This window comes from Vampirovibrionales bacterium (assembly GCA_016712355.1).
GTDB lineage: Bacteria > Cyanobacteriota > Vampirovibrionia > Vampirovibrionales > Vampirovibrionaceae > JADJRF01.
This window is the reverse complement of the sequence record JADJRF010000005.1, coordinates 319,353-341,608: the sequence shown is the minus strand read 5'-3', so window position 1 is coordinate 341,608 and position 22,256 is coordinate 319,353. Positions and strand designations below refer to the sequence as shown.

The 22,256-nt window shown below is 61.5% G+C and carries 22 protein-coding genes; 10 read left to right on the top strand and 12 right to left on the bottom strand.

Going from position 1 to position 22,256, the window contains the following annotated elements; all coding sequences use genetic code 11:
• Positions 1-216: 216 nt before the first annotated feature.
• Entirely contained in the window at positions 217-1,035 is an 819-nt protein-coding gene (locus tag IPK79_03000) for a hypothetical protein (GenBank protein ID MBK8189395.1), read from the top strand.
• A gap of 84 nt (positions 1,036-1,119) precedes the next feature.
• Here the strand turns inward: IPK79_03000 and IPK79_02995 are convergent, their stop codons facing one another.
• Together IPK79_02995 and IPK79_02990 are read right to left on the bottom strand one after the other, a co-directional pair.
• The gene (locus IPK79_02995; protein MBK8189394.1) at positions 1,120-1,890 is read right to left on the bottom strand and encodes an ABC transporter permease; all 771 of its coding nucleotides are present in this window, start codon (positions 1,888-1,890) and stop codon (positions 1,120-1,122) included.
• A complete protein-coding gene (locus IPK79_02990; GenBank protein MBK8189393.1) occupies positions 1,887-2,918 on the bottom strand; it encodes an ABC transporter ATP-binding protein in 1,032 nt (343 codons plus the stop codon). Before IPK79_02990 ends, IPK79_02995 begins: the two co-directional genes overlap by 4 nt.
• A 690-nt stretch (positions 2,919-3,608) precedes the next feature.
• On the opposite strand from IPK79_02990, the gene IPK79_02985 reads away from it, so the two are divergent.
• Positions 3,609-4,997 (top strand): HD domain-containing protein, encoded by a 1,389-nt coding sequence (locus tag IPK79_02985; protein ID MBK8189392.1) that lies wholly within the window; start codon positions 3,609-3,611, stop codon positions 4,995-4,997.
• Here the strand turns inward: IPK79_02985 and IPK79_02980 are convergent.
• Complete coding sequence (locus tag IPK79_02980) at positions 4,936-5,820, bottom strand: hypothetical protein (GenBank protein ID MBK8189391.1); 885 nt, start codon at positions 5,818-5,820, stop codon at positions 4,936-4,938. The two genes, IPK79_02985 and IPK79_02980, sit on opposite strands and share 62 nt — an antisense overlap.
• Positions 5,810-6,028 carry a hypothetical protein gene (locus IPK79_02975; GenBank protein MBK8189390.1) on the bottom strand — a complete coding sequence of 73 codons (219 nt, stop codon included), beginning with the start codon at positions 6,026-6,028 and terminating at the stop codon, positions 5,810-5,812. Before IPK79_02975 ends, IPK79_02980 begins: the two co-directional genes overlap by 11 nt.
• Positions 6,029-6,629: 601 nt before the next feature.
• On the opposite strand from IPK79_02975, the gene IPK79_02970 reads away from it, so the two are divergent.
• The 8 genes from IPK79_02970 (at position 6,630) to IPK79_02935 (ending at position 16,868) form a co-directional block, all read left to right on the top strand.
• Positions 6,630-7,202 (top strand): hypothetical protein, encoded by a 573-nt coding sequence (locus IPK79_02970; protein MBK8189389.1) that lies wholly within the window; start codon positions 6,630-6,632, stop codon positions 7,200-7,202.
• A gap of 147 nt (positions 7,203-7,349) precedes the next feature.
• Complete coding sequence (locus IPK79_02965) at positions 7,350-7,622, top strand: hypothetical protein (protein ID MBK8189388.1); 273 nt, start codon at positions 7,350-7,352, stop codon at positions 7,620-7,622.
• A gap of 236 nt (positions 7,623-7,858) precedes the next feature.
• Entirely contained in the window at positions 7,859-8,266 is a 408-nt protein-coding gene (locus IPK79_02960; GenBank protein MBK8189387.1) for a 30S ribosomal protein S12, read from the top strand.
• Between the two features lie 19 nt (positions 8,267-8,285).
• A complete protein-coding gene (rpsG, locus tag IPK79_02955; protein ID MBK8189386.1) occupies positions 8,286-8,759 on the top strand; it encodes a 30S ribosomal protein S7 in 474 nt (157 codons plus the stop codon).
• Between the two features lie 115 nt (positions 8,760-8,874).
• The gene (gene fusA / locus IPK79_02950; GenBank protein MBK8189385.1) at positions 8,875-10,971 is read left to right on the top strand and encodes an elongation factor G; all 2,097 of its coding nucleotides are present in this window, start codon (positions 8,875-8,877) and stop codon (positions 10,969-10,971) included.
• A gap of 137 nt (positions 10,972-11,108) precedes the next feature.
• Positions 11,109-12,053 carry a hypothetical protein gene (locus tag IPK79_02945; protein MBK8189384.1) on the top strand — a complete coding sequence of 315 codons (945 nt, stop codon included), beginning with the start codon at positions 11,109-11,111 and terminating at the stop codon, positions 12,051-12,053.
• 137 nt (positions 12,054-12,190) lie between these two features.
• Positions 12,191-14,458 carry a 4-alpha-glucanotransferase gene (gene malQ / locus IPK79_02940; protein ID MBK8189383.1) on the top strand — a complete coding sequence of 756 codons (2,268 nt, stop codon included), beginning with the start codon at positions 12,191-12,193 and terminating at the stop codon, positions 14,456-14,458.
• A 226-nt stretch (positions 14,459-14,684) separates the two neighbouring features.
• Positions 14,685-16,868 (top strand): hypothetical protein, encoded by a 2,184-nt coding sequence (locus IPK79_02935; protein MBK8189382.1) that lies wholly within the window; start codon positions 14,685-14,687, stop codon positions 16,866-16,868.
• A 37-nt stretch (positions 16,869-16,905) separates the two neighbouring features.
• On the opposite strand, the gene IPK79_02930 is transcribed toward IPK79_02935, so the two are convergent.
• The 8 genes from IPK79_02930 to rpsK all read right to left on the bottom strand — a co-directional run bounded on the left by IPK79_02930 (position 16,906) and on the right by rpsK (position 22,187).
• Positions 16,906-17,688: an enoyl-CoA hydratase/isomerase family protein gene (locus IPK79_02930; protein ID MBK8189381.1), complete on the bottom strand. Its 783-nt coding sequence runs from the start codon at positions 17,686-17,688 to the stop codon at positions 16,906-16,908.
• Between the two features lie 127 nt (positions 17,689-17,815).
• A complete protein-coding gene (rpsI, locus tag IPK79_02925) occupies positions 17,816-18,232 on the bottom strand; it encodes a 30S ribosomal protein S9 (protein ID MBK8189380.1) in 417 nt (138 codons plus the stop codon).
• Positions 18,232-18,675, bottom strand: coding sequence for a 50S ribosomal protein L13 (rplM, locus tag IPK79_02920; GenBank protein MBK8189379.1), 444 nt, complete (start codon positions 18,673-18,675; stop codon positions 18,232-18,234). Before rplM ends, rpsI begins: the two co-directional genes overlap by 1 nt.
• Positions 18,672-19,559, bottom strand: coding sequence for a tRNA pseudouridine(38-40) synthase TruA (gene truA / locus IPK79_02915; GenBank protein MBK8189378.1), 888 nt, complete (start codon positions 19,557-19,559; stop codon positions 18,672-18,674). Before truA ends, rplM begins: the two co-directional genes overlap by 4 nt.
• Before the next feature lie 98 nt (positions 19,560-19,657).
• Positions 19,658-20,059: a 50S ribosomal protein L17 gene (gene rplQ, locus IPK79_02910; protein MBK8189377.1), complete on the bottom strand. Its 402-nt coding sequence runs from the start codon at positions 20,057-20,059 to the stop codon at positions 19,658-19,660.
• A gap of 70 nt (positions 20,060-20,129) precedes the next feature.
• Positions 20,130-21,116: a DNA-directed RNA polymerase subunit alpha gene (locus IPK79_02905; protein MBK8189376.1), complete on the bottom strand. Its 987-nt coding sequence runs from the start codon at positions 21,114-21,116 to the stop codon at positions 20,130-20,132.
• Positions 21,117-21,168: 52 nt separating this feature from the next.
• Positions 21,169-21,768, bottom strand: coding sequence for a 30S ribosomal protein S4 (rpsD, locus tag IPK79_02900; protein MBK8189375.1), 600 nt, complete (start codon positions 21,766-21,768; stop codon positions 21,169-21,171).
• Positions 21,769-21,791: 23 nt separating this feature from the next.
• Complete coding sequence (gene rpsK / locus IPK79_02895; GenBank protein ID MBK8189374.1) at positions 21,792-22,187, bottom strand: 30S ribosomal protein S11; 396 nt, start codon at positions 22,185-22,187, stop codon at positions 21,792-21,794.
• Positions 22,188-22,256: the final 69 nt, after the last annotated feature.

The window sequence follows — 22,256 nt, the reverse complement described above, 5'->3', positions numbered from 1 at the left end:
GTAATAGCATTCATCGAAAAAACTCCATGAGTTGAGAGAAAATGGGAATATCTGCCGGAAGACTCAAACCCTTCCTGTTTCATCAAACCCATCCAGCGCGCGAATGGCTTTTTAATGAATCTTTACAAAAGGCTAGACAGCGCTTTGAAAATACGATATACTTTTTATATCTGATATGCGTTGTGACAAAATTTTCCAAGGGGGAACTGATCGATTATGTGGGCGCGTTCGCCTTCCTTTCGGTATGCGCCGTTTTTGATGGCGCTGCTGACGAATCTGGGGCTCTTCGGCGCCCTGATGGACGCGCTGTACGCAGATTCTCAGGAGAAAGTCCGCGCGTGGGCGAGTTATTTCAGTCGCTACTGCTTTCCGGTGCTGATGGACCGCCATATCCGCCAACAATCGGCCCAAAAGCCTGAGCCGGCGGACAAAGACACGGCCGAGGGCGCGCTGGCGCTGGTGAATCGTCTGCTGGCGATGCTGCAAGAGCCAAAAGACGCGACGCACCCGCCGAACCTGTCCGCCGGGCGCGCGGCGCGCGACATCGAAGCGGCCCTGTCCGGGCAGCGGCCTTGTGGACGCGGGTTTCCAGACGATCATGCCGACGACCGCTTCTTCAGCGCTCAGTGGGGCGATCCGCCTCCCAATCCGCGCGCCTCACGCGGAAAATCCCCGCACTTTCCGCGCCTGCGGCTGATTGAACTCTTGCAGCGCCAGCGAATTCTGCTCAGCAATCCGGCGTGGGGCATGCCCAATTACGCGGGCTGGTGGGACGACCCGGCGATTGCCCCTGAACGCCTCGACGATATCGCCCGCGCCTTGCAGCCGCGCTCAAAACCGACGCTGTTACCGGCCCTGATGCGCGCTGCAGGCCCAGAGCCGCCATCCGATCCGTCTGATCAGCCTGAAAAACCCTTGACCGAGCGCTTGTTTTCCATCAGCGATCGGGATCGCCGCCTCTTGCGGCAATTAAAGCCCGAACTGGGTAACCCGGCGCCGCGCCGTCAGGCCGAAGACGCCCGTCATCCGCCGTAAGGCCGGGCGCCGAGAGCCCCTTTTAATCCTCCAAAGGGACGCCCTGCGTCCCTATTGGCGCAGGCGCGCGCACAATTTCCCGGCCTATCTGGACAGCTCGCGATCAAAGACCACGGCGGCCACGACCACGCTGATCAACGCCATGGCGCAGAGCCCCAGCCACGACGCCCCATGAAAAACCCCGGTTATAAACGCGTGGCGCCCGCCTTCAAACAGGGCTGTGGTCGGCAGCCAGCGCACCAGCGGCTGGGCCCACTCAGGAAACGCGCTCGTCGGAAAAAACAGGCCGCCCAGATACAGCAGCGGCGTAATGACAATCGCCTGCGACTGCGCAATTTGATCCGGCTTGCGAAAGAACGTCCCGACCATCGTCCCAAAGCAGGTAAACAGAATCGAGCCCGGAAACAGATACGCCAGATATGCCCCCAGCGCGCCGACGCTCAGGGCGTAGGGGCTCAGCAGGTACAGGATCAGCGCCACCAACGCGCCTTTGGCCAGCGCCATCGTAAACGCGCCCAGAATCTCGCCGATGATAATGTCCACTGTGGCGATCGGCTTGATGCGGAACTCGTGAATCATGCGGTTGTGCCAGCGTCCCAGCCACAGATTCCAGGCGCCGATCTTGAAGGCTTCCAGCAGAATCGTCATCGTAATCAGGCCCGGCGTAATAAAGGCCATGTACGGCATGCCGTCCACGTTCTGAATCTGGCCGCGCAGCCCCATGCCGAACGCCAGATAGAACGACACCGGAATCGCAATCGTGGTCAGCGATTCCAGCACCCAGCTATCGGTCTCGATGGCCACGACCTTGCGAAAAATCGGCAGCGCCCCGCGCCGAAAATGCAAGCCGCTCATGCGCCTTCCCCCGTCAACGACGCCCCGGACGCCACCGCCAGAAAGACATCTTCCAGATCCGCCTCCAGCGCCCCCACGCGCAAGAGCGCATCAGGCTCAATGAGCGTCAGCAGGGCCGAGAGATCCGCGCTGTCGGCCAGCTTCATTTCCAGGCGATACGGATCGTCGCCGACGCACAGCGTCACCCGCATCCTTTCGCCGCCCGAGGCCCCGCCCGCGCCGGCATTCGCATTCAGCGCGGCATCGATGCGCGCCGCCAATGCGCGCGCCTGAGGCGTTCGCAGCAGGAGTTCATAGCGATTCAGGGGCGTCACGCGGCGTTTGAGGGCCTGCGGCGAGCCGCTCATAACCGCCCGGCCGCGATGCATCATCAGAATGCAATCGCTCAGGACGTCGGCCTCTTCCATGTAGTGGGTTGTCAGAATAATGGCCGTATTGTCGCGAATATCCGCAATCGTCTGCCAGAGCTGTCGGCGGGCGACCGGATCCAGCCCGGTGGTGGGCTCATCCAGAAATAACAGGCGCGGATGGTGAATTAACGCGCGAATCAAAGAAATACGCCGTTGCATCCCGCCAGAAAGCTCGTCGCATTTGGCATGGCGGCGGTCATATAAATCCACTTGGCGTAACAGGGCTTCAATGCGCGGCGTATACGTCTCGCGCGCCATGCCATGGAGTTCGGCGTGCAGCGCCAGATTCTGCCACACCGTAAAATACGTCTCAAAGTGATTGTCTTGTGAGACCACCCCAATTTGCGAGCGGATGGCCATGGCGTTTCGGCGGATGTCGTGTCCCAGAATGCGGGCGTCGCCTTCATCCGGGCGGGTCATTGTGGTGAGGATCTTCAGCAGCGTGGTTTTGCCGGCGCCGTTAGGGCCCAGCACGCAAAACACGGATCGGGCCGGGGCCTCAAACGACACGCCGTCCAGCGCCAACACGCCCTTATAGCGTTTGACCAGCCCGTGGGCTTCAATCGCCGGCGCTTCCGCCTGAGCGGATGGATCGGCAACGGCAGGCGAAACAGACATACGGCGGCGGGCGTCCTTTCCGGCGGCAAACGTCTTGCAGGCCGTCTCTCCAGTGTAGGCCCTTCGCCCGGCCGGGGCAAGGCAGGCGGCCTGTTCACAAAAACCGGGAATTTCAAGAGGTTTTGCGAGGTTGTTAAGATTTTGTTTATAATCTTTTGGCCTCTCTGGGCCTCATTCTGGCCATATATTCTAAAAACAGTTGTTTAAAATCCGTCAACAGTCGCGTTTTCAGGGGTTTTATGCTGATGTGGACAGGCTGAAGTAGATACCAAAAACGCCAAAAACCGCCGGATCCGCGACCCGAGCCCGGACGCTTTATCTGGACGCTGCGAGTCGTTTCTCCGGCAGAGACCCGGCGTCATACCGCCGCTTCATCACCGCAACGACTGTTTGCGCTTGCCATCGGCTTGCTAAGAGGGGAATTGAACCGTCTGAGCGCTTTCGCTCGACGTGTTTTAACCAGCACGATTCTAGAGGGGGAAACCATACCGAACCTGGCTTTTAGCCAGGTTTTTCTATTGGGCGGGCTTGCGCGGGCGGGGCCGTTGGGCTGGCGGGCGGCGCATTGCCCCCCGGCCCAAAATTTACTAAAGTGTTGAGAGGAATCGCCGATAGAGGGGTATCCCCCTTTTCACCCCAATCCCCCTCACCACGCGTATTGCGGCAATGCTGGCGCGAGAAGGAGACAGTATGCAAACGCCTCCGGGCATGCCTTCCTCGTATGACGCTCATGCGTCCGATTCGCCGTTTGACGCCGCCGCCCAGCGCCGCGATCCGCTCGAAGCCATCTACGCCCTCAACGTGGGGGACTTCCTGACCGAAGACTTCATGTCGGCCGACCTGCTCGATAAGATCGCCGACAGCGTGGGCTCGTGCCCCGACAAGCTCAGGCGCCAGCTCGACGAGATGATTCAAATCTACTCGCTCGAAAAAACCCTCGGCGTGATGGGCTTTCAACCCGACGAAAGCTTTGTCCTGTACGATTCCATTGCCTCCACTCTGGCGCGGATGTTTCAGGCTGACGCCTGCCATCTGTTCCAGATTACGCGACGCGAAAGCGGCGAAGAAGGCCTGAGCCTGACCGGCACCTCCAAAGACTTCACGGGCCCCGGCCGCTGGCAGGTCGGTCTGGAGTTGAAGCCCGACAGCCTGTTTCTCCCTGCATGGGAAGACGGACGCCCCATAACGCTGCTCAACGTGCAGGAAGACCCCCGCTGGGAGCCGATACCGCGTTTGGGGCAGGAAAACGTCCGGGCCCTGCTCGCCATGCCCATGACCGAGGCCGGAAAACGCTTGGGCTTGCTGACGCTGGAGCGTTACGAGGCGCATCCGTTCAGCTCCGAGCTGCTGTCGCTGGCCGATGCCACGGCCAAACTCTTTGTCGTGGCCATGCGCTTGCAGCAATTGTCAGCCCGCGCACAGGCAGAAATCCTGCAGGGCGCAGATCAGACCCGCCTCGATGAGCTGAGAAGCCTGCGCGCGCAAATGACCGAGAATATCGCGGATCTGGGCGCGCATCAGCAACGCTTTGTCGAGTGCCTCGGCGCTGCTATCGACGCGCGCTGCCGCTTTATGCGCGGCCATGCCCGCCAGGTCGCCGAAATCGCCCGCCGTATCGCGGAAACGATGGATTTGAACGAGAAAACCGTCGATCTGGCCTATTACGCCGGACTGTTGGGCGCGATCGGTAAGATGGAAATCCCGCGTCAGGTGCTGGTCAAAGAAGAAGGCCTCCAGCGCGAGGAATGGGAGGCCCTGCGCGGTCATCCCAACGTCGGCGCGTCTCTGCTGGCGCAGATTCACTTCCTGTCGGACGTTGTGCCGTACGTCACGTACCAGAATGCTCGCTGGGACGGCAGCGGCAGCCCCGCCGGACTCGCAGGCCGCGATATTCCGCTGGGATCCCGGATTCTGGCGGTGGCCGACGCCTATGCGGCCATGTCCGCCGACCGACCGTATCGCGGCGACGGCCTGGCCCACGAGGACGCGCTGCGCTTGCTGGCGCGCGAGGCGGGCGTTAAATGGGATCCCGCCGTGGTGCGGGCGCTGGCGGCCCTCCCGGCCCCGGATCGGTTATAAGCAGGCGGTCGCTTTGGGCCGCGTAATCGTCCAGGCGCGCCGCCCATAACGCTTGAAAGCGCGGGCATTGCGTGATACGCGCCTCAGGAATCCGCTCGGCTGTTGGCCACGCGGCTTCAAACGCTTGCGAAAAAGCTCTGGCAAATGCATCCAGCGGGATGCCGCCGGGTAAAAAGATGGTTCCCTGCTGAAGCAAGCCCCCAGCGCGCCGAAGCTGAGCGCTGCCCGAGATTTTACGGCCCGAGCCGTCCAGCAAATCTGTTTGCGTGCGGGTTTCAAAGCAGGCAGGCGAGCGCATATACGCGCCGCTGGGGCGATGGCCGGCGGGCGCTGTTGGGGCTGATTGGGATGTCTGAATCGCTTCTGCCGTCTGGGCCTTCACCCCCAGCGCTTCGAGCGCATGCGCTTCAATCCGGCAGAAAACCCGGTAACTGTCAGCGACGCTCAGGCGCAGGCAGGCCGGCGCATTGCTGATAACGCTGAAAGATGCGTCCCCGTCGTGTAGAATCGCCCGCCCGCCGGTGGGGCGGCGGGTCCATTGCAGTTCGCCCCGCGCCAGCCGTTGGGCAAAGCGCGCGCGCAAGGCGCTCACGTCTTTGACCGGCTGATGCGTCCCCAGCGACAGCGTCGGCTCTCGCCATGCGTAGGCCCGCGCCAGCGCCAGCGAGGGCCATAGCGATTGCTCGCGCGCCCAATCGAGCAGCGCATCATCGTAAGCCATGGCGCGCCAGCCGTCCCAGACGCCCGCGCCCAGCCAACAGGTCGCCCACGCCCCCTCGCGTCCAATCGCGGGGAGCGCACAGGCAGGGTCGTTAGTCGGCAAACAGATCCCGCGCCTGACGCCATGCCTCGCTCATCCGGGCGTCAAAGCGCTGGATGGCCGCCGGTTCGTTGGTAGACGCCTGGCAGGAGACGACAAAGGCATTCGGCGGTTGATCCCCCCACGCCAGAATCATCCGGTCGCCTTCCACATCCTGAAGGTGCGGAAGCCGCTGCTTCAATTCCTCGAACGTCGCAATGGATTCAATCATGTGAAGGCCTCAAATCGCGCGCCGCATCTTACGAAATCACGTTTCATCTCTCAGTTTAGCGGATGTTTCGGCAAATCGCGGCGTTGCTTTGAGACTATTTTACATTTTTTTATAATTCTGCGCCTCCTCGGCCTGGCGGAAATCCGATGCTCGCGTCCTTTTTTTCGCGTCTTTCCTAAGAAATCGCTTAAAGACGCGTCTTTGCAGGCGCTTGCGATGAAATCCTCCCAGACCGGTTGAAAAACAGCGCGCGCGCGATGGCGACGCCCCTTCTCCTGCGTCCCGCTCCGTCATCTTTTGATTGCGGATTGCGGCCATGGTCTGCTACGATAAGGCACTAGCTCATGTCTCAAGGGGTCTGTTTCCTGACTGCAGGGTCAGGCATCGGCGTATTGGCTGGCTGCGTTCCGCCGTAAACGGTATTCGGCGGCGCCAGAGAACGCCGAAGAAGGCTGATGAGAGCCGGCAGGGTCTTCTGGCATGCGGCTTGCTCCTGACGGGATGGGGCCAATATCCTCCCGGCGGGGCGTGATGGGGCGTGCAGCGCGCTTTCAAACGGGCGCTGGACGGGAGAAAGCTCAGGAAAGCGAGTGACGCGCGAATGGCGCAATCACTGAAGAAGCGCGAGCAGGTGGATAGCAGTAGCAGCGAGCGGTTGATCCGCTTTCTGGATGAAACGCGCCTGCACAAGAAAGACTTCGCCGAGATGATTGGCGTGACGCTCTCGTACGTCTATAGCCTGATTGACCATGAGATCCCTTTTTCCACGCGCTCAGTGACCATTGAGCGCATTGCCGTGGTGATGGGCGCGTCTCCCGAGTCTTACCCCGAATACCGCCTGCCGGAAGAACCCCGGCTGATGGATCCGGGCATTGAATTCCTGAAAGAGCGCCAAATCCGTTGCGGGCTGTCGAACGTGCAGTTCCTCAAGCGCTTTCCGCGCCAGAACCGCGTGGAAATTGTCGATATGTGGCGCGGGGCCCTGCCCTTTCCGATGGACTGGCTCAAGCTTTCGGCCATTGCCGCCACGCTGGAGCTTAATAAAGAAGACGTTTACCCCTACTGGCAGGCCCGCCTGCAACAGTATCTCACCGCCGGCGGCTTTGACCCCCTGTCCAATATCGGCCTGATGAACGCCATGTTCCAGGGCGCGCGGCATTATCTCAAGCTATAGCGCGATGCTGGCCGGGTATGCACAAAAGCGACGATTGTCGTTTTAATGCCGATAGGATCCCCTTTTGTGAAGGGGCTCTGGTGGGGGGCCGCCGCAGGTCGCATAACGACGTCTCAATGGCGGCAGAATTGATAGGGGGTTGCGTCAATGGATGCGAGCATGTGCCATACGGGAGTTTTTCAAACGCCTAACGATGCGCTCGCCAGCGCCGTGATTTCGAAAAACACCGGCGGGGCCCTGCGCGGCTATCCCTCCAGTCGAGAGCTGTCCTTCGACGAGGCCGGCGGTTGGCGAAAGACCGTCTACGCAGACGGCGCCATCGAGGTGCGCGAATCGCGCTTTAAAGACGGCCAGTGTGAGAGCGAGAACACGGTCACGCAGAACGGCGGCGCCGTCTTTCGCTTTAAGTCTCCCCGCTAGCGTCGCGGCGTTCGCGTCGCAAGGGGGGCGCCTGGCCCGCTTGCGCCCGCGCGCGGCCCCCCGTTGACGAACGGGCTGCTTTTGCGTTTTCATAGACGCTAGTCGGTGTCCATGTTCATCGAACGGATTCATGCGCAGTCCCGGCGCATCCGGTTTTTCGCGCCGGCCCTGTCTTTCGGGCGCAGGCCCGTCTTCGCCCCGTCTCTCGATGCTGCAACCTGTAGGAGCTGCCTCCCTTGCCAACGATTTCGCAACTGGTGAAAAAAGCCCGCCAGAAGGCTCACGCCAAAACCGCTTCGCCCGCCCTGCAAAGCAACCCGCAGAAACGCGGCGTCTGCACCCGCGTCTATACCACGACGCCTAAAAAACCGAATTCGGCGTTGCGCAAAGTCGCCCGCGTTCGCCTGACCAATGGCTATGAAGTCTCCACCTACATTCCGGGCATTGGCCATAACCTGCAAGAGCACTCCGTGATTCTCATTCGCGGCGGTCGGGTTAAGGATCTGCCCGGCGTGCGGTATCACACGATTCGCGGCGCGCTGGATCTTGCCGGCGCCAAAGGCCGGATGCAGGGCCGCAGCAAGTACGGCGCCAAGAAGGGCGCTGCCGCGCAAGCCGCCGCTGCCGGCAAAAAACGCAAATAAATAAGGAGTCTCCAGTCGCATGCCTCGTCGTAATCGCCCCCAACGCCGCCAGATCGCCCCAGACGCCGTCTACGCCGATCCCCAGGTCGCCAAGTTTATTAACCGCCTGATGCAGCGCGGCAAAAAGAGCGTCGCCGAGCGTATCTTCTACGACGCGCTGGAACGGCTCGACGGCAAGGCCAACGAGGCCCCGCTGGAAATTTTCCGCAAGGCCCTGGGCAAAGCCAAGCCGCTGGTGCGGGTCAAAGCGCGTCGCGTCGGCGGATCCACCTATCAGGTGCCGATGGAAGTGCGCGAAGAGGAAGGCGTGGCCATTGGTTCGCGCTGGCTCATCGAATACGCCAAGAAGCGCAACGGCAAATCAATGGCCGAGCGTCTGTCGGCTGAACTGCTCGAAACTTATCTCGGGTCGACCAGCGCCACGATGAAAAAACGCGATGAAGTCCACCGCATGGCCGAAGCCAACAAGGCTTTTGCCCACTACCGCTTCTAAGATTCGGCGCTTTCGACGAAACCCGGCTTTATCGCCGGGTTTGTCCGTTTTATGATACTGCGACCCCTCCCGGGTCACTTTCCCCGCTAGAAGTAACTTGTAAGGAATCCCCGCCGTGGCCAGAAAAACCCCCATCGAACGCTACCGCAACATTGGCATCGCCGCGCACATCGACGCCGGTAAGACGACGACCACTGAGCGGATTCTCTACTACACCGGCAAAGTCCACAAAATCGGCGAAGTCCACGAAGGCACCGCCGTCACCGACTGGATGGAGCAGGAGCGCGAGCGCGGCATCACCATCACCTCGGCTGCTATCACGGCCTACTGGGGCAAACACCAGATCAATATCATCGACACGCCCGGTCACGTGGATTTCACCATCGAAGTCGAGCGCTCGCTGCGCGTTCTCGACGGCGTGGTCGCTGTTTTCTGCGCGGTTGGCGGCGTTCAGTCGCAATCTGAGACGGTTTGGCGCCAGGCGACGCGCTATAACGTTCCGCGCATCGTCTTTGTCAACAAAATGGATCGCGTCGGCGCCAATTTCGAGCGCGTGGTCGATCAAATCCGCTCGCGCCTGCGCGCCAACGCCCACCCGATTCAACTGCCCATTGGCTCGGAAGACGGCTTCAAGGGCATTATCGATCTCGTGGAAATGAACGCCATCCAGTACGCCGATGACGTCGGCACGAAAATCGAATCGACGGAGATCCCCGCCGAGTATCTCGAACGCGCCCAAAAGGCGCACGAGTCGCTGGTCGAAGCCATCGTCGAGCATGACGATGACTTGATGGAGCGCTATCTGGGCGGCGAAACCATCGCGGTGGAAGACCTCAAGCGGGTTCTGCGAAAAGCCACGTGCGAAGTCAAAATCGTACCGGTCATCTGCGGCACGGCGTTCAAGAACAAGGGCGTTCAGCCGCTGCTCGACGCCGTGGTGGATTACCTGCCCTCTCCCATCGACGTGCCGTCCATCAAGGGCGTTAATCCTGACGGCAGCGAGGCGATTCGCCACAGCGACGATAAAGAGCCTTTCTCAGCGCTGGCCTTCAAGATTGCAACTGATCCCTTTGTTGGCCGACTCACGTTTTGCCGCTGCTATAGCGGGCGGATGGAAGGCGGCAGCTACGTCATCAACGCGACCAAGGGCAAAAAAGAGCGCGTCAGCCGTCTGCTGCAAATGGAAGCCAACGATCGCATTGAGATTCCCGAAGTCAATGCGGGCGATATCTTTGCTGTTGTGGGCTTGAAAGACACGACCACCGGCGATACGCTCTGCGTGGAAAGCGCGCCGGTAATCCTGGAGTCGATTTTTATTCCTGAGCCCGTTATTGAGGTTGCTGTAGAGCCCAAAACCAAGGCGGATCAAGAAAAACTCTCCAACTCGCTGGCAAAACTGGCGGAAGAAGATCCCACATTCCGCGTCCGCGTCGACCAGGAAACCGGCCAGACCGTCATTGCGGGGATGGGCGAGCTGCACCTGGAGATCATCGTGGACCGCCTGCTGCGCGAGTTTAAGGTGGATGCCAACGTCGGTAAGCCTCAGGTCGCCTACCGCGAATCCATCACCAAGCAGGTGGAAGTCGAAGGCAAGTACATTCGCCAGTCCGGCGGTCGTGGTCAGTACGGCCACGTCTGGATTCGCCTTGAGCCGCAGGACGAAGGCGCCGGGTTCTCCTTCGAAAACAAGATCGTCGGCGGCGTTGTGCCCCGCGAGTACGTGCCTGCGGTCCAGAAAGGGATCGAAGAGGCGCTGTTGGGCGGCGTTATCGCCGGTTACGAAGTCATCGACTTCAAGGCCACGCTGTTTGACGGCAGTTACCACGATGTTGACTCGAACGAATCGGCCTTTAAAATCGCCGGATCGATGGCCTTTAAAGAGGGCGTCCGCAAGGCCGCGCCGCAACTGCTTGAACCGGTCATGAAAGTCGAAATCGAAGTGCCCGAGAACTTCCTGGGTGATGTTATCGGCGATCTGTCGGGCCGCCGCGGGCGTATCGAAGGGATGGAAGCGCTGGAAGGCGCGGGCATCCAGAAAGTACGCGCCATGGTCCCGCTGTCGGAGATGTTTGGCTACGCCACCGATATCCGCAGCAAGACGCAGGGTCGCGGCACGTTCACGATGGAATTCTCGCGCTACGAGCCGATGCCCAACAATATTGCCGAACCGCTGATTGCCAAATTCAAGGGGCAGGCGGCGTCGGCGACCTAATCGCCCTCGGGCTGCAATTCTCTCTGGAAGCGGGCGCGATGCAAGTGGCGCCCGTTTCCGCGTCTGGGGATATTTCTGCGCGCTGAGATGTCGCAGGCCTTCCCGACGCCCCCGCTTGGCGGTATGATACAGCTCTGATGAGACTGAGACGCCTTCTTCGCCTGCCCCGCCCTTCTGCCGCTGCCGATGCCCGTGCGGTTGCGGCGTGGATCTCTCCTGCCGCCTGCGGCGCGCTGACGCTGGCGATGCTCCTGACGCTGGGCGTCAGCGGGTGCGGCGGGTCTCGTAAAGTGGAATTCTGGCAGGATCCCGACCCGATTCGCGCGCCATCGGCCCAACCGCCCATTGTCGGCGCGTTTCCGCCTACGACGACGCCTCCGCCCGCCGGCCCGAATCCGCCGCCGGACTTTAAGACGCCTGACTCTAAAATGCCCGCCGAGGGGGGGCTGACGTCTCCCTTGCAAACGCCCGGCGCGCCGCCGCCTGCGCCGGGCGAAATCGCCCCGCCTGCCGCAGATTCTCCCCCTTCGGGGCCATCATCGCCGCCGCAGACGTCCGGCGCGTCGTCTACGGCTGTCGTTGCGCCTGCGCGTCCGGCCTCCGGCGTGAATGCCCCTCGGGCGCCGTTTTCGCGCGTGCGCCCCGCGATCTCCGGCCAAACGCCGCGAAGCGCGGCCTCGCAGGCGCCTGCGCAGGTGTCGCCTCAGTCTGCGTCTCAAGTGCAGAGAAGCCCGATGCAGCCGCCGGTCCGCGCGACGATTCAAGCGCCGGTGACGATCCCCAGCGCTCCTCCCACGGCTTCTGGGGCTGCCGCCAGCGCGTTGAGAGCTCCCATTGCGCCGGGCGCGCCTGCGCCGTCCTCAGTCTTGCCGCCGGTATCGCGTCCTGAGGCGGTTATCACCCGTCCGGCGCAGCCGTCGCCGCAACGCCCTCCGCAAACAACCATGCCGCGCCCGCTGCCCTCTCCGCGAGGCGAAGCCCTGCCGGCGCCGCCCCGGCCCGTGATTGCGCCGCCCAAGCCCAGTTCGTCTGCGGCGTCGCCGGATACCCTGCCGCCGCCGCCGAAACCCGCCGAGCCTTAAGTAAAGCGCGCGCGGCGTGAGTAGACGCTTCATGCCCGCGTCCCGGCCTTGTGGGGGCGTGCGCCATGCGCCTTTTATGCTATTGTGTGAGGATCTTCGCGATTCGTTGAGAGGCAAGCCCCGGAGAAACCTGCGTCATGACCCTTTCGTCCCCGCCGCCTGCGGAACTGACCGCGGCCGCCCGTCAGGCCCTGAATGATTTAGCCGAACGCTACGGGGTGGAAACCGCTTACGTCAACATCTGGGGCGAGACCCACGAGGCGCCTCAAGCCACGCTTCAGGCGATTCTTGGCGCGTTTGGCGTGAAAACCGATTCTGAAAGCGATATCCGCGCCGCGCTGGCCGCCTGCCGCGAATCCGACTGGAGCCGGATGCTGGATCCGGTGCTGGTGACGCCGCTTGCGCAGTGGCCTGCGCCGATTATCATTCGCCTGCCGCAACATGCCACCGACGAAACCCTGCGCTGGAAACTCATTGAAGAAGACGGTCGCACGCATCACGGCGATTTTATGGCCAGCGATCTGGCGTATCACGCCGGGCACAGCGACGCCAACGGTCGGCGGATGGAAGCGTTTGAGTGGCGCCCGCCGGTGGCGCGTCTGGAGCCTGGCTATCATTTGCTGAGCGTCGAGCGCAGCGGTCTGCCGTCCTCAGAAATGGCGGTTATCGTCACCCCTGACGCCTGTTACCTGCCCGACGCCTTCGAGCGCCCCGCCCCTGCGCCGATGCGCCTGTGGGGTTTCGCCACGCAAGCCTACGCCCTGCGCTCGCAGCGCAATTGGGGCATCGGCGACTTCACCGACCTGAAAACCCTGATGAACTGGTGTGGCTCGCAAGGGGCTTCGATCATCGGGGTGAATCCGCTGCACGAGCTGTTTCCGCACCATGCGTCGCATATCAGCCCGTATTCGCCGTCGAGTCGCGCGTTTTTTAACACGCTGTATCTCGATGTCGAGGTCATTGCCGATTTTCAGGACTGTTCGCCTGCGCAGGAGACGGTCCGCGCGCCGGAGTTTCAGGCCCGCTTGCGTGCGCTGCGCGAGGCCGAGCTGGTGGATCACGCCGCCGTCGCAGAACTCAAGCGCCCGGTGATGGAGCGGCTGTATCGGCATTTTCGCGAACGGCATCTTGAGCCGAAAACCGCGCGCGGCCAGGCATTTTTAAGCTGGTGCGCGCAACAGGGCCCGTTCCTGGAAAAAATCTGCGTCTTTCAAACCCTGCAAGAGCATTTCTACTTAAAAGATCCCATGCTCTGGTCGTGGCAGCGCTGGCCCCGAGAGTATCAGAACGCGTCGAGTCCGGCGGTCAGCGAGTATGCGGCGGCCAATCGCGAGCGCGTCCAGTATTATCAATACCTGCAATGGCAGGCCGATTGCCAGTTGGCGGCTATTAAACAGGTCGCCCAGACGCATCAGATGCCCGGCGGTCTCTATATGGATCTGGCCGTCGGCAACGAAATCACCGGCGCGGAAGTCTGGCTCGATCAGGACCTCTATGAGCTGGGCATGGACGTGGGCGCGCCTCCCGACGAATGTAACCAGAAAGGCCAGAACTGGGGCCTGCCGCCCTATCATCCCGTGCGGCTGCGCGAGGTGGCGTATTACCCGTGGATTCGCGTCCTGCGCCAGAACATGCGTCATGCCGGGGCGCTGCGCCTCGATCACATCATGGGCCTGATGCGGCTGTTCTGGAGCCCCAAAGGCCAGGACGCCACCCATGGCGCTTACGTTCGCTATCCGTTCGAGGATCTGCTGGGGATTCTGGCGCTGGAGAGTCATCGCAACCAGTGCTTCGTCATTGGCGAAGACCTGGGGACCGTCCCGCCGCTGGTGGAAGCGCGTATGCGCCACTGGAAGATTCTGTCCTACAAGCTGCTGATTTTTGAGCGTCACGGCGAAGGCCGCTTCACCAGCCCGTCCGATTACGCCCCGCAGGCGCTGGCCGCCATCAGTACCCACGACTTGCCGACCATTGCCGGGTATTGGGAAGGCGAAGACATCCGCACCCGGTACCGCCTCGATCTCTTCCCCAGCGAGGAGTTTCATGCCCGCCAGCTTAAAGAACGCCTGCTGGAGCGCGCCGGATTGCTCGACGCCCTGACCTGCGAAGGCCTGCTGCCGCCTGAGCTGATGGGCTATTCGCTCGACCGCCTGCCCGAGAAGATGACTGAGCCGCTGATGCTGGCCATTCATGAATATCTCGCCAAAACCCGTTGCCATATTATGATGGCGCAACTGGAAGATGTGTTTCTTCAGCCCCTGCAGGCCAACTTGCCCGGCACGGTGGACCAGCATCCCAATTGGCGCCGCAAAATCAATGTGAATCTGGAAGACTGGGAGCAGTCATCGGCCATGACTGCCCTCTCGCGCGTCCTGTCGCGCTATATGGGGCCCTATCGCCCGTAGTCTCCATCGTTTAAAGGCGCTTGCCACCCGCCCCTTCTCTGGACCTTTTGGCGGGCCTTTTAGCGGGCGCGTCCTCGAACGAGGCGAGGGCGGCGGGCCATGACTTCATTTGTTCGCACGATCCCGCCACGGGCGAAACTCGCTTCAATAGAGTGAGACGTCCGCTGGCCTGCATCCGTGTGAGAAAGCGCATCGCTTTTCGGACGATAAAACGAGTGGCGTGGGAATGGAAGAGCGCACCATCGAAGCTGAAACCCTTGAGATTGACCTGCGTCAATTGGGCGCCCTGCTGGCGCGCAATCGCCGTCTGCTACTGGCCGGGGTGGGCGTCAGCCTGCTGCTGGGGCTTCTGATTGCGTTTCTGGCTTACCACGACAAGTACAAAGCCGAAGCGACGGTGATTCTCAATCCCATTGATATTCCCAATATTCTGACCAACTACCGCAATAGCAACAACTTTTTTCAGGGATTCTCGCCGCGCAGCAACCCGGAAAAGAATCAGGAAGAATTGCTGAAAAGCCGCAAGCTGGCAAGCAAAGTCTCGCTGGCCCTGCGCGAAGACGCGCGCCGGGGCGGAATCCGCCTGCGGGGGCCGCTGCCCAACGCCGAGAAGCTCACGCAAATGCTGGGCGTCAAGCAATCGCCCGCCTCTGATTTCATCCGCATCAGCGTCACGTCGCCTTATCGCGACGACGCCCCCGTGATTGCCCGCAAGTTTATTGAGGTCTACGAGCGCGAATCGCTTGATATCAGCCGCGAGCCGCTCCTGCAACAGAAGCAGACGCTGAGTGCGCAACGAAACGCCACGCGCGCGCAGCTCGACGCGCTCGAAACCCAGATTCGCCAGTATCAGGAAGCCAATAACATTGTGGATCTCGAAACGCGCAGCCGCGTGCTGGTCCAGAAACTCGAAGCGCTCAACAGCAGTTATAAAGACGTCACCGCGACGCTGGGAGAAAAACGGGCGGAAGCCGCGCGCCTGCAAGCGCAGCTCAAACTCGATGCGGTAAGCGGCCTGCGTTCGGTTGCCATCGGCCAGGATGCGCTGATGACCGACCTGCAAAGCCAGTTATACAAAGCGCAAAACGAATACGATCTGCAAGCCCTGACCTTCTCGCCCACCAACCCGGATATGCGCCGCCTGGGCGAGAAAATCGCCGTCCTCAAAGAACAGACGCGCGACGCCCGCATTCGCACCGTCGGTTTGAGCGGGGCGCGTATGAAAACGCCGATGGCCATCCACGACCCCATCCGCGCGGATTTGGTCAGCCGGCTGGCGGTTCGCGACGCCGAAGCCTCAGCCCTCAGCAGCAAGGCAGGTATTCTTGCTGAGCAGGAACGACAATCGCGCAGCGAGCTGGCCCAATTGCCGCGCACGCAACTGGAGTTCGCCAAGCTGCTGCTGCAAAAACGCAATCTGGAAGAAATCCTGACCCGCCTCGACGCCAAGCTGACCGAGGTGGATATTCAGTTTACGGGCCTGAGCGCCGTCATTCAGCGCGTCGATGACCCGGCGACGCCTGATTTTCCCGTTTTCCCGAGTCGTCTGCATATCCTGGCGCTGGTCACCCTGTTGGGCAGCGCGCTGTCGTGTGCGGCGATTCTGCTGGTGAAAAGTCGTCGCCAATGGGGCCTAAACGCGCGGGCTCTGGAGAACGCCGCCGGCGCCAGCGCGCTGTCGACCATTCCGTGGGTGTCGCAAGCCTACTGGGACCGCCTGCGCCAGCGTCATACGCTGGAAACGCTGGCCACGCCGTCTCATCAGCCGACAGTTAAAGCATATCAGCGCCTGGCGCTCAATCTCAAAGTCGATCGCCAGCAAACGGGCCGCAACGCGCTGGTACTGGCCGCGACTGAAGAGACGTCCGCCCAGTCGGTGGTTCTGGCCAACGTGGCCTACTGTCTGGCGCAAGGCGGACAACGCGTGGTGATGGTCGATGCGCGGCTGCAACACCCCGTCCTGCACGAGACGCTGGGCCATGCGCTCTGCTACGAGCAAGGTCTGAGCGAACTGGTCAACGATCTGGCTGAAGCCGCCCATCGCGATCCCGACGTCTCGCCTGAAACCCTCTGGCCGCTGATTGAGCGCGCGCTGACGCCGTCGGACATCCACCCGGACTTGTTGTATCTCAATGCGGGCGTGGCGCTGGAAAACACGTTTGCGTTTCTCAATTCGCCGGCGCTGGCCCTCTTGGCCAAAACGCTGAAATCGCGCTTTGACTGGGCGCTGTTTGACGCCGCCCCGCTGCTCAGCGGCCCTGACGCCTGCATTCTGCTCAATGCGACCGATGGCCTGCTGTTATTGGTGGAGCAACGCGCGCGTCAAGAGCAAATCGCCGCCGCCGCGCGGCAAGTGGCGCAAATTCATGGGGAAATCGTCGGCCTGGTCCTGCGCGAAGAAACGCGCTAATGAAAGGCGTATAACCCCTCAGATAGAAAGCTGGCGATCAGGCATGGCGAAACGCCGGCTCGCGCCGTTCCAGAAACGCGTTCAGTCCTTCGCGCGCATCGGCTGAGGCAAAGAGCAGGCTGAATAAATCGCGGTCGCTGGCCAGCGCAGCGCTGAGCGGGGCTTCAAAGGCCTGTCGCGCGGCGGCCTTCAGGGCCATCACCGCCGTCAGCGGCTGATGCGCAATCGCCTGGGCCAGCGCCTGAGCGCTCGTCAACGTCTCGGCATCCGGCGAGAGCTGACTGACCAGCCCCATCGCCAGCGCTTCTTGCGCGCTGAAGCGCCGTCCGCTTAACAGCAGCTCCATCGCTCGCGCCTTGCCTGCGGCCCGCATCAGACGTTGAATGCCGCCTGCGCCGGGAATCAGTCCCAGCGCAATCTCCGGCAACGCGAAGCGCGCCGTGTCGCTGGCGATGATGATATCGCACATCAATGCCAGCTCCAGTCCGCCGCCAAGCGCATAGCCCCGAACAGCCGCAATCACGGGTTTGCGCGTCTGCGAGACGCACTCCCACAAGGCGATTGGCGCGCGCTGAATCATCGACACCGGGGAGGCGCCCATCAGTTCAATAATATCGGCCCCGGCGGAAAAACAGCCCTCGTCGCCCGTCAACACGATGCAGCCGACGGCGGGCGCGTCATCGGCCTGACGCAGGGCGGCGGCGAGCTCGCCGATGAGTTCGTTGCTGAGCGCATTGCGCGCCTGGGGGCGGTTCAGGCGCACGGTAAGGACGCGATCCGCGCATTGCGCGTCGAGATTCTGATAGGCGGCTTCCGGCACCGGCTCTCTCCTTCTATAAATACAGATAGCGACACAGAACGCATGGCAGGCAACGGGCCTGACTCATCAAAACGCGCCTGACTCCGATGGAAACAGGCGCGTTTGAAAAAACTCTCCGCTGAAAATCCTAGCGCTTGGAGTATTGGCAGGCCTTGCGCGCGCGGTGCAGACCATACTTTTTGCGCTCTTTGCTGCGGGCGTCGCGGGTCATAAAGCCTTCGCTGCGCATAATGGTCTCGTAATCGGGGTTGATGGCCGACAGGGCGCGGGCCAGTCCCATGCGAACGGCGTCCGCCTGTCCGGCCTTGCCGCCGCCGTACACGTCGGCCAACACGTCATAGCGGCTTTCGACGCCTGCGGCCACCAGCGGCTGCATGACGGGCGCCTGCAGGGCCTTGCGGAACCCGAGGTATTCTTCCATCAGACGACCATTAATCAGCACGCGACCGCTGCCGGGCTTCACCCGAACGCGGGCGACGGCTTCCTTGCGCCGACCGGTGCCCCGGACGCCGACTTGCGGATATTGCGCTTTGCGTTCTGCCATTAGCGGGCGACCTCCAGATGCGGATACGGAACCGGTTGCTGAGCGGCATGCGGATGCTGCGACCCGGCGTAGATATTGAGCTTGCGTAACTGCTGACGGCCCAGCGTGGTGTGGGGCAGCATGCCGCGCACCGCGATTTCCAGCACGCGCTCAGGATGGGCGGCAAACATGTCTTTGTACTGCACCTGACGAAAACCGCCAGGGAAGCCGCTGTGGCGGCGATAGTATTTCTGCGTGGGCTTTTTGCCCGTCACGCGGATCTTGTCGGCGTTGATGACGACGACAAAATCGCCGGTATCGATGTTCGGCGTGAATTGGGCCTTGCGCTTGCCGCGCAGGATCAGGGCAATTTCAGTCGCCAGACGTCCCAGCGTCTGACCGTCGGCGTCGATTAACCACCAGGCGCGCTCGACTTCCAGGGGTTTTGCGGAAAAGGTTTTCATGGAGAGACAGACTCCTTGATCAAGGTTTCGCGTAGTCGGCGAACCAGGGGGTTGTGGGGAAAAAGGTCGTAATCGGGAGCGTAGGACACCGCCATCAGGGAAAGGCCTTCCGGGCGGGCGCAGGGAGCCAGTGAGGCGGCCCGCGTCCGGTCGGGCGCGCCGAGTAAATCGAGGAGAATATCGGGCGCGTACCGGTCGGCGTCCTCTGGACCGGCGCCGCCAATGGCGATAAGCAGTCCCATGAGGTTCCTCACCATTTTATACAGAAAACGCGCGGCGACAATATCAAAATTGATTAAATCCTCATTTTGCCAGACAGCAGCGTACGCCACGCGGCATTGATCGTCTTGCGTCAGCGATCCCGGCGCTTGAAAGCTGCCGAATGCGTGCGTCCCAACCAGATAGCGCGCGGCGGCGTCCATACGCGCGACATCCAGCGCGCGGCGCTCCAGACAGACGTTAAAGGGCGCGGTTGCCGATCGTTGGCGTCGATTGAGCAGCGTATAACGATACCAGCGCCACCGGGCCCGCGCGCGCGCATGAAAATCCATCCCGACGTTGAGAGCGACTTCGCGCACGCTGATATCTGCTGGCAGGTGGGCATTGAGAGCGTTTGCCAGATCGCGGATGCTCGACACCGCCTCGGCGGGCGCGCTCATGTGAGCGACTTGCCCCAGCGCGTGAACGCCGGCGTCCGTACGACCCGCCAGCGTAATGGCCCCTGTCAACGGCAGGTGAAGCGCCGCGCACGCGCGCCGCAGTTCGCCTTCAATTGTCGGATGCCGGTCGGCGTCGCGCCGCTGAAACTGACTGCCGTGATAGGCCGTCCCGTTGTATTCCAGCCAGCAGGCGTGGCGCTGAATCGTCACGTCCGCCTTATCCATGCGCAACGCATGTCATAGACGGGCGCTTTTCGTAGACGCAATCGCCGAAAAAATACCGACCGCAAAGCCGACGCCATCCGTCATACGCTCCAGCGGATTTAGTCGGTGAATTCAATCACCGCCATCGGCGCTGCGTCGCCGCGACGCGGGGGGGCTGGGATAATGCGCGTGTAGCCGCCCTGGCGATTGGCAAAGCGAGGGCCAACGGTTTTAAACAGACGCCGCAAGACCGTTTCCGGCATTTCTTTGCCGTTGCCTGAGGGGATCATCCGGCCCGTTTTTTGCGGGAAGATCAGACGCGCGGCTTGACGAATCGCGTGCAGATCGCCGCGCTTGGCAAGCGTCACGAGCTTGTCGGCCACTTCACGCAGCGCCTTGGCCCGCGGCATCGTGATGACGATTTGATCGTGGGTCAGCAGGCTGGTGGCCAAACTCCGCATCATGGCCCGGCGCTGATCGGCGGGACGTCCGAGCTTGTGAACGCGTTTGCGGTGTCTCATGGCGAGGATGATCCTTGTTTAAGCGTGAAATCGAAACCGTGAATAAAATACAAACAGGAAAAAAAGCGGCTTAGTGATACGACTCCATCTCCACGTCCACTGGACTGGGCTTGAGATCCAGTCCAAAGGCGCGCAGACGCTCAATCACTTCGTCGGACGACTTTTTGCCGAAGTTTTTAATGGCCAGCAGATCGGCTTCGGATTTTTGCAGCAACTCGGCGATGCTGTTGATATTGGCGCGCTTGAGGCAGTTGAAGGCGCGCACCGACAGTTCCAGATCCTCAATGGTGATGCTGGTAGACGATTCGCTGTCGCCGCGCGGCTTGTCGTCTTCGCGCGTCTGCGGGGCCAGCGTGGTGGGAATGCCCGACAGCGACGCGACCGGCAGCAAGTGCTCAATCAGGATATTGGCGGCCTGACTCAGACCGGTGCTCACGTCGAGACTGCCGTTTGACCAGATCTCAAGCACCAGCTTGTCGTAATCAGTGCGCTGGCCCACGCGGGTTTCTTCCACGTTGTAGGCCACGCGGCGAACGGGCATAAAGGCCGCATCGAGCATCAGCGTATCGACGGCCTTGTTCTTGCCGGCGAGATTCTGCTCGGCGGGCACGTAGCCGTTGCCGGTTTCACTGGTCAGATCGGCATGAAAGCCGCCGCCGTCGGCGACGGTGCAGATATGCCAATCCGGGTTGACGATGCGCACGTCGGCCGGCGCTTCAATATCGCCTGCCACCACCGGGCCGGGACGATCCACGTCGATGCGCAGATACTGCGGCTCAGGGCTGTCAGATTTCAGTACGACGCCCTTGAGGTTGAGCATCACGTCCAGCACGTCTTCGACGACGCCCGGAATCGCGGTGAACTCATGGGTAACGCCTTCGACGCGCACCGAAGTGATAGCCGCGCCCGACAGGCTCGACAACAGCACGCGGCGCAGCGAGTTGCCCAACGTCGTGCCATAACCGCGCTCCAGAGGCTCAATGACGAACTTGCCGTAAATCGATCCGTCCGAATCTGTGGTCGTGTTGACGCACTTAATATTGAGTTGATGCTCCATGGTGGCTCACAGACCTCCGCAAAAAAACCAATACTGATAAAACGGGGCGCGTCTAGCGCGAATAAAATTCAATAATCAGGTGCTCATTGAGCGTCGGGTCGATTTCCTCGCGCATGGGGACGGCGGCAAAGCGCACGGCCAGCGCGGCGGCGTCAACTTCCAGCCATGAGGGCGTGACCGGCGAGCGGCCTTCCTGCAACGAGCGGAACAACGCCTTGCTGCGCTCGCGCACGGTGATGATATCGCCGATTTTCATCTGGTAGGACGGCACGTTGACCTTGCGGCCGTTCACCAGAATATGGCAATGCGAGATCAGCTGACGCGATTGCGGACGCGACTGCGCCAGACCCGAGCGGTACAAAATGTTATCGAGCCGCGATTCGAGGCTTTGCAGCAACAGGGTGCCGGTGACGCCTTTTTTGCGCACCGCCTTTTTATAAGCCGTACGGAACGGCTTTTCGAGGATGCCGTAAATACGGCGCACTTTTTGCTTCTCTTTGAGCTGAACGGCGTATTCGGAGAGCTTTTTACGCGCCTGGCCGTGCTGGCCGGAGGGATAGGCGCGGCGCAGGTTTTCCGACTTGGGATACCCGTCCAGCGTACCGCCGGTATTGCGAGCCAGCTTGCGAATCGATTCTCTGTAGCGTGCCAAGACCTGAACTCCTTACTTAGCGGTTACACGCGGCGGCGCTTGGGTGGACGGCAGCCGTTGTGCGGAATGGGGGTGACATCTTTAATGAGGGTGATTTCCAGCCCCGTGACCTGAAGCGCGCGAATGGCCGTCTCGCGACCCGCGCCCGGCCCGCTGACGAAGACCTGCGCCGAGCGCATGCCTTGTTCCATCGAGCTTTTGGCGACGTTTTCGGCGGCCTGCTGGGCGGCGAACGGCGTGCCTTTGCGCGCGCCCTTAAAGCCGCTGGCTCCGGCGCTCGACCAGGCGATGACGTTGCCTTGCGGATCCGTCGAGCTGACGATCGTGTTATTGAACGTCGACTGGACGTAAACCACGCCCTGAACGACGTTTTTCTTTTCCTTGCGCTTTTTCGTTGCGCCGGCTTTCTGCTTGGCCATAAGAAACGCGATATCTCCAGCGGGTTAGGGGAAACTTGAAAGCGAACAGTCTGTCAGGCTCTTGAGGAC

Bases quoted from the DNA above. Each gene is read 5' to 3' on its own strand.
- IPK79_03000 (MBK8189395.1), top strand. From the start codon at position 217: ATGTGGGCGCGTTCGCCTTCCTTTCGGTATGCGCCGTTTTTGATGGCG.
- IPK79_02995 (MBK8189394.1), bottom strand. From the start codon at position 1,890: ATGAGCGGCTTGCATTTTCGGCGCGGGGCGCTGCCGATTTTTCGCAAG.
- IPK79_02990 (MBK8189393.1), bottom strand. From the start codon at position 2,918: ATGTCTGTTTCGCCTGCCGTTGCCGATCCATCCGCTCAGGCGGAAGCG.
- IPK79_02985 (MBK8189392.1), top strand. From the start codon at position 3,609: ATGCAAACGCCTCCGGGCATGCCTTCCTCGTATGACGCTCATGCGTCC.
- IPK79_02975 (MBK8189390.1), bottom strand. From the start codon at position 6,028: ATGATTGAATCCATTGCGACGTTCGAGGAATTGAAGCAGCGGCTTCCG.
- IPK79_02970 (MBK8189389.1), top strand. From the start codon at position 6,630: ATGGCGCAATCACTGAAGAAGCGCGAGCAGGTGGATAGCAGTAGCAGC.
- IPK79_02965 (MBK8189388.1), top strand. From the start codon at position 7,350: ATGGATGCGAGCATGTGCCATACGGGAGTTTTTCAAACGCCTAACGAT.
- rpsG (MBK8189386.1), top strand. From the start codon at position 8,286: ATGCCTCGTCGTAATCGCCCCCAACGCCGCCAGATCGCCCCAGACGCC.
- IPK79_02945 (MBK8189384.1), top strand. From the start codon at position 11,109: ATGAGACTGAGACGCCTTCTTCGCCTGCCCCGCCCTTCTGCCGCTGCC.
- malQ (MBK8189383.1), top strand. From the start codon at position 12,191: ATGACCCTTTCGTCCCCGCCGCCTGCGGAACTGACCGCGGCCGCCCGT.
- IPK79_02935 (MBK8189382.1), top strand. From the start codon at position 14,685: ATGGAAGAGCGCACCATCGAAGCTGAAACCCTTGAGATTGACCTGCGT.
- rpsI (MBK8189380.1), bottom strand. From the start codon at position 18,232: ATGGCAGAACGCAAAGCGCAATATCCGCAAGTCGGCGTCCGGGGCACC.
- rplM (MBK8189379.1), bottom strand. From the start codon at position 18,675: ATGAAAACCTTTTCCGCAAAACCCCTGGAAGTCGAGCGCGCCTGGTGG.
- truA (MBK8189378.1), bottom strand. From the start codon at position 19,559: ATGGATAAGGCGGACGTGACGATTCAGCGCCACGCCTGCTGGCTGGAA.
- rplQ (MBK8189377.1), bottom strand. From the start codon at position 20,059: ATGAGACACCGCAAACGCGTTCACAAGCTCGGACGTCCCGCCGATCAG.
- IPK79_02905 (MBK8189376.1), bottom strand. From the start codon at position 21,116: ATGGAGCATCAACTCAATATTAAGTGCGTCAACACGACCACAGATTCG.
- rpsK (MBK8189374.1), bottom strand. From the start codon at position 22,187: ATGGCCAAGCAGAAAGCCGGCGCAACGAAAAAGCGCAAGGAAAAGAAA.